Raw genomic sequence first — 13441 nt, forward strand, 5'->3', positions numbered from 1 at the left:
ACAAAAGAGCAAGCTTCTCAGCTTGCTCTTTTACTTATGACGACGGTTTTTCCCACCAATTGGAATTGGTTTCGCTAAATATTTAATTCGCTCCATAATACGTGCTGCCTTCATTTCTTCAGCCTCACCACGCTGCGTATACGTTAAATGGTGTTCCAGTTGTTTAAAATCAAAATTAGACGTAAAGAACGTCGGTAAGTTTTCTAACATACGGAATTGCAAGATTGCACCAAGCACATCGTCACGCACAAAGCTTGACATCGCTTCTGCCCCGATATCGTCTAACATTAAAACTTGTACGCGTTTAACCGCATCAATCTTTTCACCAATCGAATTATCTTGAATTGAACTTTTAATTTCACGTAAAAATTCCGGGAAGTATACGAGCATCGAACTTATTTTCTTTCGAGCAAGCTCGTTCGCTATTGCTCCTAAAAGGTACGTTTTTCCTACACCAAATTTACCGTACAAATATAAACCTTGTGCTTTTTTACCTGGTTCATATGTACTTAAAAATTCATTCGCTGCACCAATTGCATCGATACGTGCATTTAAATCAGAAGGGTCTAAGTTTTCCATAGTTGCCTGCAAAATATCCGTTGGCATATATACACTTTGAACGAGTTTTTCATATTTCTTTCTCTCGTCATGCGCTACTTTTCTAACGCAGCGATCGTATTGAATATCAATCATCTTCCCTTGAATAACAAGCTTTGGCTCATAACCTTGTAGCATATTTTTACATGAACCTAAATCCGGACAATCCACGCAACCTACACTTTGTCCAATATATTCATATAACTTCACAAGACTGCGCTCAATCATAGAAGTCGTTACTTCACCCTTATGTTCGTCTATAAATTCTTTCACACGCGGATGCGCCATTACTTCTGCCTTTAGTACTTCATATCTATTTTTAAAGTTTTCATTTTCCATTAATTTTGCAAATGAATTTTGAATATGCTCCATTTTCTCACCTCAAAGAGCGTTCATTCTCTTCTATTAATCACGCTTATATTTTTTTAACACTTCTTCTAGTCGTTTTCTTTCATCTTCTAGCGTACTTGCATCTTTTTCTACATTTATATCTTTCTTCTCTGTTTCTTTCTCTTGTTCTTTCGGCTCTTCTTCCTTAAGCCAATCTGGCACCATTTCTTTCCGCACCGTTTTCTTCGCCGTACGGCCTTTTTTCTTCGTCTCAGCCCACTCTTGATATTGACGGTTCTCTTCTTTCGCTAACGCCATCGCGTCCGCTACTGTACCGACCTTTTTACGTGCCCAATGCCCAGCAATCTTCTCGACATACGTTTTCGCAAGTTTCATATCTGAGCGTAGCATAACGTAATAAATAAGTACATTCACAACTCCTGGTGTCAATTTTTGATTAATCATAACATCTTCAACGATCTGCAAGTCCGCTTTCGTTGCCTCTGCACCACCAGAAATCTCTTTCAATAGTTGTTTTGGCGAGATTTCCTCTAGCTGCTTTATTAACATCTCCTCTTGCGATGAAGGCTCTTTCTCTTTCATCGTACGTGCAGCATGAGGCTGTACTCTTTCACTTAATACCGGTAATGCTTGACCATTTTCAAATTGATACCAATCGCGCGCTCCTTTTCTAAGCCTTTCCGTATCAATTGTTTGCATCTCTGTCACTGCACCAAGAACGATATTTTGCATCGATAACACATCTACACCATACACGTAAGCAAGTGTTATAACGCAGTCTCTCACTTGATCTGTAATCGCCTTTTTAGGAACAAGAGCGGACAATCCATCTACAAATAAAGAGAAATCAAAGAAATCATTCCAAACTTTCGGAGCGTCTCCCTTCTCGTTACTTGGCATAGTTGTCGTTTTTGGAATACGAAGGTCTTCTTGCGCATGCTCCAGCTGTCCTGGATTAAACGAACCAAACACATCATTGAAAGAACGCGTAACATTTTCATAAGAAATAAAATCAAATTCTTCTTCTAAGAAATATTGCTTTACTTGATTATATTTTGTCCGGCTCAATCGATTGTATAAAAAGATACTTAAAACAATATCATCAAAAAACTGCTTCGGAGATAAAGGTGGTTGCAACTCATATATGAACATTCGAATATCTTTTTCTTTCTTAATATATACCTTCAATAACCCAATTGCCTCTAACTTTACTCGTTCCTCATATATTTCAGGAAGTTGCATTTGCATAGTCACCATAAGGGAATGATGCGTATTCTCTTTTCCAAATACACGATCTTGCTCTAGCTCTCCCCATAGTGTCATGTATAAGCTAAAAGCTCTACTACCTATTAACGGCTGATACAACATCGTTAACACTTTTCGGTCGTAATTGTGCAGTAGCCCTTTCGCACTTACTTTATAACGATCAATCGGCAATAGCTCCATCCATGACTGTTTTTCCATTCTTGCTTTTCCTTTCTCTCATCCAATCTATCCTCTACTTCATACGTTCTATCTTTATTATATAAATTCTTAGTGAAAAAGAGCTATTAGCTTGCGCTTCTAGCTCTCTTATCCTATTACTTACGGTATGTAAAGAGAATAAAATACAACTTCTACTCTCTTTCTTTTTGCAGTATATCTTTTAATTCTTCAATAAATACATTTAAATCTTTAAATTGACGATATACAGAAGCAAAACGTACGTAAGCAACATCATCAATATCGCGAAGTTCTTCCATGACAATTTCACCAATCATATCACTTTTCACTTCTGATATACCTAAATTACGCAGTTCACGTTCCACGCTTTGTGTTACTTCTTCTAATTGTCTTAAAGATACTGGTCTTTTTTCACACGCTTTAATTAAACCACGTAGAATCTTTTCTTTATTAAACTCTTCTCGTGTGCCTTCTTTTTTTACAACGATAAGAGGTGACTCTTCTACCCTTTCAAAGGTCGTAAAGCGACTTAAGCAGCTTTCACACTCTCTCCTTCTTCGAATAGAGCGCCCCTCGTCTACCGGACGCGAATCTAACACTCTTGTACCATTATGAGAACAGGATGGACAACGCAATACATTCACTCCTTTACACTATACTCTTTATTTTTCTCTACTCACTTCACCTAAAATATATATACAATATTATATAACTCATTCTAACTCTCTTACCACTTTAAGTTTCAGCGCATCACTTTATCATCTCATCCTTAAAAATAAGATGGTATATAGAGCACTACCTCATTTGCAAGAATCCAATTTATTCAACTAACGAGTACGTTATATTTTTCCTTTTTTATAAACTAAAAAAGAGGTGCATTATACACCTCTTTACATTTTAAATCAATTATGTTCTTTTTTAAAGAGCTTTTGTTTCTCTCTGCTTAATTTCGAAGCTACCAGTGCCTCGAGGAAGCTCGATGCTCTCACGCGTTTTCGCGTTTAAACCTTCTGCAATATATTCTGCAGCAACATTTGGATCAATACGATCCCCACAAGTATAAACATCAATACTTGCGTAACCGTGCTCCGGAAAGCTATGAATTGTTAAATGTGATTCCGAGATAATTACTACTCCACTTACACCTTGTGGTGCAAATTTATGGAAAGCAACCTCACGCACTTCAGCACCAGCTTTTAGTGCTGCATCCACAAATAATTGTTCAATATACGGCATGTCATTCAGTTTGTCGAAATCGCAATCCCAAAGTTCAGCAATCACGTGACGACCCATCGTATCCATAGTATCCATTCTACAGTTCCCCCTTGTAAATTTATTCTAACTGTTCGAATTGAAAACTAATTTGCAATTTGGCTTGCTCCACTACCACGGGGGAAAGTTAGTCCAGAGAGGTCCTAACCCTTTAAGTAGTGACTACGTACCTCAGCTCTTAAGTTTACGAGTGTTAGTATACTTTGTTTATTTTCATTTTGCAACAACAGTTTTTTCGATTTTCTGTCATATTTTCCTCTTTACTTTTCCCTAAAAAAAATAAATGATTCACAAATACAGTAATCACAACGTTTCGTGGTATGTCCACTTTCGAAAATATACTCCTATAATTTTTACCTTTTTAGAAAAAAATAAAAAAAGAGGGCAAATATTCACTTGCCCTCCCCTTATTCACTTAAATATGTTGTACATTTTCTTGTTTCGCTAATTCTTCAACAACTAACGTTACAAGATCTACAACACGACGAGAGTAGCCCCACTCGTTATCATACCAAGCAAGTACTTTCACTTTACGATCACCCATTACCATTGTAGATAAACCATCGATAATAGCTGAGTGTGTATTTGTATTAAAGTCGATAGATACTAAAGGCTCTTCGCTGAATTCTACAATACCTTTAAGCGCACCGTTTGCAACAGTTTTGAATGCATCGTTAATAGCTTCAACTGACACATCACGTTTTACATCTACTACTAAGTCAACAAGAGACACGTTTGGTGTTGGTACACGAAGTGCCATACCATGAAGTTTTCCGTTTAAATGTGGAAGAACTTTTGCTAGCGCTTTCGCAGCACCTGTCGTTGTCGGAATGATTGATTGTCCGCAAGCACGTGCTCTTCTTAAATCTTTATGTGGGTTATCAATATTTTTTTGGTCATTTGTATAAGCGTGAACTGTCGTCATTAAACCGTTTTCAATTCCAAACTGCTCATCTAACACCTTCACAACAGGCGCTAAACAGTTTGTTGTACAAGATGCATTTGAAATAACAGTATGTTTTGTAATATCTAATTGGTCTTCGTTCACACCAACTACAATTGTTACATCTTCATTTTTACCAGGCGCTGTTAAAATAACTTTTTTCGCTCCAGCTTCAACGTGAAGAATTGCTTTTTCTTTTGAATTAAATTTACCAGTTGCTTCAATTACAACTTCAACACCTAAATCTGTCCAAGGCAATTCCTTTGGATCGCGGTTGTTTAAAAGGCGAATCATTTTTCCATCAACTAATAAGTGATCTTCAAATGCTTCTACTGTTCCGTCAAACTTGCCATGAACTGTATCATATTTAATTAAGTGTGCTAACGTTTCAGATGGATAGCTTGCATTGATTGCTACAATTTCGAATGCGCTTTCTTTTATTGCTTGACGAAATACCATTCTCCCAATACGTCCAAATCCATTAATTGCCACACGAGTCATAATATGTTATCCCCCTTGAATGCGTTATACTATTTATCTCCAATCCCAATAATAGTATAACACAAAAAGGGGATATGTCACTAAGCATTTTCATTAATTTCACAATTTTTTAGTCAATAATGTTCCACTTCCTTAAAATTACCTGCAATTGTGTTTTCGTTTCCATAATTGTGCCATCATTATTTATCACTTCATCTGCATTTTTCATTTTTTCTTCTAACGGCATTTGAGATTGAATACGAGCTGTTGCTTCTTCTTCTGAAAAGTTATTTCGTTTCATTAAACGTTCTAATTGCGTATGCGGCTTAACCGCTACAACTAAAATGCGGTCAACGAGACTTGTTAATTTGCTTTCAAATAAGAGAGGAATATCTAACACAACCGCTTTCATACCTTCTTTTATGTACATTTCCTTTTGCCTATTCATTTCCTCACGTACTGCAGGATGAACAATTTTATTTAACTGCAATCGTTTTTCTTCATTATAGAAAACGACACTTCCTAGTTTTGGACGATCTAGTTCTCCATCTTCTTGTAACACTTCCGTTCCAAATACTTCTACTATTTTGTTATATGCTGGTTTTCCTCGCTCTACAACTTCTCGTGCAATAATATCTGCATCAATTACTGGTATAATCAGTTCACGAAACATTTGAGATACTGTACTTTTTCCGCTTGCAATGCCTCCTGTTAATCCAATTACTACTGTCATCATAATCCTCCTCATAATAAAAGGCGCGAAACTAATGTTCCACGCCCATACTTACATTTTCCAAATTCCAATAATAATGAGTAATACTCCAGGCAGGAATGTAAATTTTTGTAACCACTTCATATTCGATAAAACCGTTCCAAGTTTCATTCCAATAAATAAAAACAAAGAACTCATAATTGCAACTAATATCGCCATCATAGCGGGTGCATACCCTAATAAAGATGCACCAATTCCGGCACCAAATGAGTCTACAGAAAGAGCGATACCAAGAAGCAATGCTTCTCCTGCAGAAATGGTGCCTGATTTATCAAAATCTGCTACAGTCGGTTTCCTTAAAATTTGAATCACTAGCCCTAGCGAGGCAATCTCTAATTTCCAGACCTTCTCCTCTTGCTTCGGTTCTTCTTTTTTCTCACTTCGAAAAAATTGATATAATACCCAAATCCCTATTCCAATAAGAACAAGCCCACCGATACGCGTTGCGATAACAGGTGAAAATACTTTCGCGATCATATGTCCAATTCCCATTGAAACAAGCATAACAGCCGCTGAACACATTCCGATAATTATAATTGATCTTAGTGGAATTCTTACGCTTCTTAAACCATATGTTAGCCCTACACTACAGCTATCCAAGCTTAATGTAAAAGCTAATAAAATAAGAGATAAATAAAGGTACATCGGTAAGCTCCTCCCTTATACATAGCTCTGCTGTATGTATATGACAAATGCCTATCCGATGTTATCTCTTTTCTATATTCTAGGCTGACAAATTGGGCAGTAATGCGTTCCTCGTCCGCCAACAACTGTTTTTTCTAATATCGTACCGCAAGTTACACACGGTTCTCCCTTTTTTCCGTATACATTTAGGAGTTCTTGGAACGAACCAATTTGCCCTTGTGAGTTGATATACGTTCGAATTGTACTTCCGCCACGCTTCACCGCTTCGCTTAGCGTTGTAACGGTAGCCTCATAAATTCGCTCAATTTCTTCCACTGTTAAAGACGACGCTTCTCGTTCAGGATGAATTTGAGAACGGAATAAAACTTCATCTACATATATATTTCCAAGCCCTACTAAAAGACGCTGGTCCAATAGCACAACTTTTATTTTACGATTCGTCTTTTGCAATCTTTCTTGTAAATACTGCGTTGTCAATTCCGCATCAAATGGCTCCGGACCTAAGTCAGCAAGAGGCATTTGGTTCATTTCTTCACCTTTCTTAAAGAGATGCATCGTACCAAATTTTCTCACATCTTTATAATGTAATTCCGTTCCATCTGTAAATAAAAAACGGACGTGCGTATGTTTATCAATCGGCTCATCCTCTTGATGTAGTAAAAACTTACCTTCCATACGCAAATGTGAAACAATAACATAATTTGTTACATATAGAAGCAAAAACTTACCTCTTCGCTTTATATTTTCAATCTTCTCGCCTTTTAGCATTTCTTTAAAAATTTCTGCATCATCTGGTCGTTTCACTATTTTTGGATAAGTAACAATAACATCTTCAATCGTTTTTCCTGTTACAAGATTTTCAAGTGTCCGTCTGACATTTTCAACCTCTGGTAATTCAGGCATTTCATCACTTCCTTATTTTGCGTCGTACCAAGTTGGACCGTAAGAATAATCAACTTTCAGCGGAACTGCGAGTTCAATTGCATGCTCCATTACTTCAGGTACAAGCTTCTCTAATTTTTCAATTTCTTCTTTTGGCGCTTCAAATATCAATTCATCGTGTACTTGCAGAAGAAGACGTGCTTGTAATCCTTCTTCTTCTAAACGATCCGCCATAATAATCATCGCTTTTTTAATAATATCTGCGGCAGTACCTTGAATTGGTGTATTCATCGCTGTACGCTCAGCGAAGCTACGTAAATTGAAATTACGACTCGTAATTTCTGGAATATAACGGCGACGATTTAATAATGTAGCCACATATCCTTTTTGTTTCGCATCTTTTACGATGTCCTCCATGTATTCTTGTACACCAGGGAAACTTTCTAAATACTTTTCAATAAATTCCGCTGCTGCTTTTCTTGTAATTCCTAAGTTTTGTGAAAGACCATAATCACTAATACCATATACAATTCCGAAGTTAACAGCTTTCGCTTGTCGTCTCATATTTGAAGTTACTTCATCTTTTTCAACGCCAAATACATCCATAGCTGTTTTCGTATGAATATCCATATCATGTTGGAATGCTTCAACTAGTCCTTTATCATTTGCAATATGAGCTAATACACGCAGTTCGATTTGTGAATAATCAGCCGCATACATAATCCATCCTTCTTCTGACGGAACAAATGCCTGACGAATCTTTCTTCCTTCTTCTAATCGAATCGGGATATTTTGCAAGTTCGGATCCGTTGAACTTAATCGACCTGTTTGCGTTAACACTTGATTAAAGCGAGTATGAATTTTAGATGAATCTTCATGTACAACTTTCAGTAAACCTTCAATGTAAGTTGAATTTAGTTTCCCTAATTGACGATAATGTAAAATATTTGGAATAATTTCATGGTGATTCATAAGCTTATCTAGTACATCAGCTGACGTAGAATAACCTGTTTTCGTCTTTTTAATAACCGGCAAGTTTAAGTTCTCAAACAGAATAACACCAAGCTGCTTCGGTGAATTAATATTAAATTCTGTTCCCGCAAGCTTATAAATTTCCTGTTCCATTTCCTTTAATCTACCCGCAAGTTCTTCTCCCATATTACGAAGACGCTCTGTATCAACTTTTACACCCTTTACTTCCATATCAGCTAATACACGTGCAAGCGGCAATTCTAACTCTGTAAACAGTTCATATTGCTCATTCTTCTTTAACTCTTCAACGAATGTTTGCTTTACATCATATAATACATGAACTTTACGAGCCACATGCTCCGCTACTACCTCTAACTTTGGAACAGCACGCTTCGCACCTTTTCCGTAAACTTCTTCATCAGATTTCACAGCATGCGTTTCTTTCATTTTCGCTACAGTACGGAAGTCTTTATCCGTATCAGCTGGATCAAGTAAATAAGCAGCGATTAATAGATCAAAGTCAATCCCTTGCATATCTATCCCATTCCATTTCAGTGCAACGATTGCACGCTTCGCATCAAATGTATGCTTTCTCATTTCTCCATCTGCAAGCCACTCTTTAAAAGCATCTGACTTAAGAGCAATGTCTGTCTGAATAAAGTAACATCCATTTTCATTTTGAATACCGAAACCTTGAATGTCTGCTTTATGATAGTTATCTTCTTGTACTTCAACGATAAGCGCACTATCTTGCTGAAGCATTTCTTCTGTAACTTCTTCCACAATATCAAATGTAATATCATCTAATTCAGCTGGAGCAGTTTCTTCTGGCCTAACGCCTAATTTATTTAAAAGAGATGTAAATCCTAAACTCTCGAACATTGGAATGACATCACTTGCTTCATATCCTTTATACGCCATATCATCCACATGAACTGTAATCGGCGCATCTGTAATAATAGTTGCAAGATCCTTACTCATAAGAGCTTGTTCTTTATTTTCTTCCAGTTTTTCTTTTAATTTCTTCCCACTTACTTGATCTATATTTTCATACACCGCTTCAACCGTTCCAAACTGTGTTAACAATTTAATTGCCGTTTTTTCACCAACTCCTGGTACACCCGGTATATTATCTGACTGGTCTCCCATTAAACCTTTCATATCGATAATTTGCTTTGGTGATAAGCTGTATTTTTCAAATAAAGCTTCTTTCGTATATTCATCCACTTCTGTAATCCCTTTTCGCGGAATACATACAAGCGTGTTATCAGAAACAAGTTGAAGTAAATCTTTATCTCCTGAAATAACTTTTACACTTGCCCCTTGCTCACTCGCTTCTTTCGCTAACGTTCCCATGATGTCATCCGCTTCATAATTTTCTAATTCATAACGCGGTACATTGAACGCATCCAGCATCTCACGAATAAATGGGAATTGCTCTGATAATTCAGGTGGAGTCTTTTGACGCCCTCCTTTATACTCACTATACGTTTTATGACGGAACGTTGTTTTGCCTGCATCAAACGCCACTAACATATGAGTTGGCTTTTCTTCCTCTAATATTCTCATTAACATCATTGTAAAACCGTAAATTGCGTTCGTATGTATACCTTTGTCGTTATTTAAAAGCGGTAGTGCAAAGAAAGCACGGTACGCGATATTATTACCATCTACTAATACGACCTTTTTTTCCAAAATTAAAACCTCCCCATACAAATTTGAAATGATTTTTTTCACAGAAAAAAACCGTTCCTTTCCTCTCTCTATATTAACATGACTAATAGAGAGAAGAAAAATAACGGCTATTTTCTTTCATATATAAAACAGACTTATATTGGCATAAAGGGAAGTGACGAGAACAGCTTAACTATTCTCGTCCAAAATTACTCCTTGGATGAAGGGGTTTTCATGTATTATATTAACAGAGCTTTATTAATATTTAATTAAGCCATTGTTAATATATTGTAAACATCCTTCATCCTATTTTTCAGTTGCTGATTTCGGTAAAACAACTGTAAACGTTGTCCCTTCTCCAACTTCACTATCTACTGTAATCGTACCTTGATGCGCCTCAACTAAATGCTTTACGATCGACAATCCAAGGCCGGTACCACCAGTATTTCTACTTCTTGCTTTATCCACCCGGTAGAAACGTTCAAAAATACGCGGAATTTCCTCTTTACTAATACCAATTCCAGTATCCGATACTTTTATATAAGCATTATATTTATCTTCCGCTAACTCTACTGAAACAACGCCTCCAGCCGGTGTATATACGATTGCGTTATTAATTAAATTAATAAAGATTTGTTTCAAACGACTTGGATCTCCAATAACAGAGGCACGTTTTAATACATTCACTTGTAAAGAGATTTCTTTTTCTCCTGCTTTATTATCAAGCACCATATGAATATCTTCAAGCAGCCCCTTCATGTCAACGGTTCCCATATTTAATTTAAATCCTTGTTGTTCGATCTTCGACAAATCTAATAAATCTTCAATTAATCCTTGCATGCGCTCACTTTCTTTTAAAATAATGTGCAAGAAATGTTCGCAGAATTTTTTATTATCCATCGCTCCGTCTAAGAGTGTTTCTGAAAAACCTTTAATAGAAGTAATCGGTGTCTTTAATTCATGAGAAACATTCGCTAAAAAGTCTTTTCTCATTTGTTCTAATTTCTTTAACTCTGTTATGTCATGGAATACGAGAACAATCCCTTTCCATTCATGGTTTGTCCCGATAATCGGTGCTCCATATACTTCGAAATGCTTCCGTTCAATTCCAAGTGGCAATAACATTTGTTTACGCACTTTCACTTCTGTCATAAAGATTTCTTCTACAAGCTCAATAATTTCTGTATGATGAAACGATTCATAATATAAGCGATCTAAATATTCTTCATCTGTTACGTGGAAAGTTTCCTTATAAGAGCGGTTTACAAGGTTTATATATCCTCGGCTATCAATTAAAATCATTCCACTTCCCATATTTTCAATTAACGTGTGCAGACGATCTTGTTGCATTTCTTGTTCAAGTGTCATCTCTTGTAAATTTCGTGCTAAAATATTAATCGCTTTACTCAGCATTCCTGTTTCATCCGAATGACTTTCGTATGCACGTGCTTTATAATTACCCTTTGCCAATTCAATTGCAACTTTCGTAACCGATTCAATTGGCCTAATATATTGCCCTGTAATTTTCATACCTAAAAATACAACTACGAGACAAGCAATGACAAATCCGATAATTAATAATCCCCACGTTTTTTGATGTACGTCTCTTAAAGGATCAATTATACTTTTCACCAAAATGTATCCTTGTTTTCCTTCTACATCTTGAACGAACACCGCATGATAAAATTCATTCTTTCGATCCGTTTCTTTCGTAATTACTTTACTTCGTTGTTTTGCCACTTCCGAAGAAAGTTCTTTAATCGTCTCTGGACTAAATGCCAATTCTTGTCCTTTTCTATATTGAACTTTCTTTTTTTCATCCAAAAATTCGATAGAAGCTGGTATTTTTTCTTCTAACTTTTCAAATACGTATGGATTTTTTAAGACATTATTAAAACCTTGCTCTTCTGCTAACGTCGCAACATACTCCGTCTCTTTTACCATTCTCTCTTTAGCATGATCTATATAGTAGTTTTCAAACACAGTTTCTAGTAATAAACCTAGTCCAACTAAAATAAATACAATAAGAGAAACAAATGTAAAAAGAAGCCTGGAACGAAATTTATTCATTCCCTTTTGGCTCCTCTAATTTATATCCTAAACCACGTATCGTTTTAATGTACGTCGGTTTTTTCGTATTTTGTTCAATTTTATCGCGCAAATGGCTAATATGAACATCAACAATTCGTGTATCACCAGCAAAATCATAATTCCATACAGCACTTAATAATTGATCACGTGTCAACACGCGACTTTTATTTTTCGCAAGATACACAAGTAGTTCAAATTCTTTTGGTGTTAATTCAAGCTTTCTTCCTTGGAAATAAGCCTCATAAAACTCCGGTAAAATTTTAAGTTCTGCAATTGTGATGCTATCTTCGTCTGGCGCTTCTGCAACTTGTTCTTCTTGTTGTAATTTCGTGCGGCGCAAAATTGCCTTCACACGAGCAACAACTTCTCTTGGACTAAATGGCTTTGTCATATAATCATCTGCCCCAAGTTCAAGGCCTAGCACCTTATCAAACTCATCATCTTTTGCCGTTAACATTAAAATCGGCGTCATAACGCGCTGCAATCGTAATTCTTTACACACTTCCATACCATCCATTTTCGGAAGCATTAAATCTAATATAATTAAATCTGGGCGTTCTGTTGTCGCTTTTTGAAGCGCCATTTCTCCATCCATCGCTGTTATAACTTCAAACCCAGCTTGTTGTAAATTAAATTCGATTAAAGTTAAGATAAATTCCTCATCATCAACTACTAAAATACGATTGTTCATTCTTTTCCTCCAAGTTATAGACTTGAAACCTTCTTCATCCTAGTATTTTCCCCGTTATTCTCATCATACTAGAAAACAAGGTCCCTCTCAATATAATTGTCTATTCATGGATTCGGATTGTGCTATTGTTATTCCTAAAAACAATTACGTTCGCCTCAATTATGTTTTGTTATCCATACTTTATATACTTCCATATCGTTATTAAATTCTACTTCCGTATGAATATTGAGTTCTCAATTTTGCGCTAAAAGAAAAGATAAAGCATACGCTATTTTATAATCTGGTGTTTCATATCCATCAAATACTCTCTCGTACATTTCATTCACAAACCCGTCTGCCCACACTTCAGCTTCTCTTACCGTTTCAAAGATCACTCTTCTCTTTTCCACCTCACCTAAAAAACCACTCCTTTAATTGACTTCAATTACCGATAATAATATTATTAATCTTAATATATAAATTAATAATATTTGGAGGTCTATTATGCGACTAATACTATCCATTCTATCTTTAGCAGTCACATGTATCCTTGCTTTTAACGCTCCTAGCTGGGATACGATTAAAACGGGTTGCTCAGAATTTGCTGAAGGGTTCAAAGAAGGGTTTTTCAACTAAAAATGGCGCTAGC

12 protein-coding genes and 1 pseudogene are annotated in these 13441 nt (G+C 36.2%); 1 reads left to right on the plus strand and 12 read right to left on the minus strand.

Features of this window, described 5'->3' with window-relative positions; all coding sequences use genetic code 11:
- Nucleotides 1–30: 30 nt before the first annotated feature.
- The 12 genes and pseudogenes from dnaI to GBN78_RS30540 form a co-directional block, all read right to left on the minus strand.
- On the minus strand, nucleotides 31–969 hold the full coding sequence (gene dnaI, locus GBN78_RS00155) for a primosomal protein DnaI (protein ID WP_000400104.1): 939 nt from the start codon (nucleotides 967–969) through the stop codon (nucleotides 31–33).
- Nucleotides 970–1002: 33 nt separating this feature from the next.
- A complete protein-coding gene (locus GBN78_RS00160) occupies nucleotides 1003–2412 on the minus strand; it encodes a replication initiation and membrane attachment family protein (protein ID WP_000415034.1) in 1410 nt (469 codons plus the stop codon).
- A gap of 152 nt (nucleotides 2413–2564) precedes the next feature.
- The gene (nrdR, locus tag GBN78_RS00165) at nucleotides 2565–3026 is read right to left on the minus strand and encodes a transcriptional regulator NrdR (RefSeq protein WP_001203687.1); all 462 of its coding nucleotides are present in this window, start codon (nucleotides 3024–3026) and stop codon (nucleotides 2565–2567) included.
- A 283-nt stretch (nucleotides 3027–3309) separates the two neighbouring features.
- Nucleotides 3310–3693 carry an adenosylmethionine decarboxylase gene (speD, locus tag GBN78_RS00170; RefSeq protein ID WP_098413228.1) on the minus strand — a complete coding sequence of 128 codons (384 nt, stop codon included), beginning with the start codon at nucleotides 3691–3693 and terminating at the stop codon, nucleotides 3310–3312.
- A gap of 385 nt (nucleotides 3694–4078) precedes the next feature.
- Nucleotides 4079–5107: a glyceraldehyde-3-phosphate dehydrogenase gene (locus GBN78_RS00175; RefSeq protein WP_000198968.1), complete on the minus strand. Its 1029-nt coding sequence runs from the start codon at nucleotides 5105–5107 to the stop codon at nucleotides 4079–4081.
- Nucleotides 5108–5216: 109 nt separating this feature from the next.
- Nucleotides 5217–5819: a dephospho-CoA kinase gene (coaE, locus tag GBN78_RS00180; protein WP_128267136.1), complete on the minus strand. Its 603-nt coding sequence runs from the start codon at nucleotides 5817–5819 to the stop codon at nucleotides 5217–5219.
- Between the two features lie 51 nt (nucleotides 5820–5870).
- Nucleotides 5871–6503, minus strand: a complete 633-nt coding sequence (gene ytaF / locus GBN78_RS00185; RefSeq protein WP_000281743.1) for a sporulation membrane protein YtaF — start codon at nucleotides 6501–6503, stop codon at nucleotides 5871–5873.
- A 72-nt stretch (nucleotides 6504–6575) separates the two neighbouring features.
- Nucleotides 6576–7406 carry a DNA-formamidopyrimidine glycosylase gene (mutM, locus tag GBN78_RS00190; RefSeq protein WP_001114477.1) on the minus strand — a complete coding sequence of 277 codons (831 nt, stop codon included), beginning with the start codon at nucleotides 7404–7406 and terminating at the stop codon, nucleotides 6576–6578.
- 12 nt (nucleotides 7407–7418) lie between these two features.
- Nucleotides 7419–10052: a DNA polymerase I gene (gene polA, locus GBN78_RS00195; protein ID WP_128267137.1), complete on the minus strand. Its 2634-nt coding sequence runs from the start codon at nucleotides 10050–10052 to the stop codon at nucleotides 7419–7421.
- Nucleotides 10053–10337: 285 nt separating this feature from the next.
- Nucleotides 10338–12101 (minus strand): sensory box histidine kinase PhoR, encoded by a 1764-nt coding sequence (gene phoR / locus GBN78_RS00200; RefSeq protein ID WP_152126853.1) that lies wholly within the window; start codon nucleotides 12099–12101, stop codon nucleotides 10338–10340.
- Nucleotides 12094–12813 carry a two-component system response regulator PhoP gene (gene phoP, locus GBN78_RS00205; protein WP_001065220.1) on the minus strand — a complete coding sequence of 240 codons (720 nt, stop codon included), beginning with the start codon at nucleotides 12811–12813 and terminating at the stop codon, nucleotides 12094–12096. Before phoP ends, phoR begins: the two co-directional genes overlap by 8 nt.
- Nucleotides 12814–12968: 155 nt before the next feature.
- Nucleotides 12969–13207, minus strand: a pseudogene (locus tag GBN78_RS30540) (hypothetical protein).
- Nucleotides 13208–13296: 89 nt separating this feature from the next.
- Between GBN78_RS30540 and GBN78_RS30850 the strand changes: the two are divergent.
- Nucleotides 13297–13428: a hypothetical protein gene (locus GBN78_RS30850; protein ID WP_001237022.1), complete on the plus strand. Its 132-nt coding sequence runs from the start codon at nucleotides 13297–13299 to the stop codon at nucleotides 13426–13428.
- The last annotated feature ends 13 nt before the right edge of the window (nucleotides 13429–13441 follow it).

Source organism: Bacillus sp. B2-WWTP-C-10-Post-4 (genome assembly GCF_009183805.1).
Lineage (GTDB): Bacteria > Bacillota > Bacilli > Bacillales > Bacillaceae_G > Bacillus_A > Bacillus_A cereus.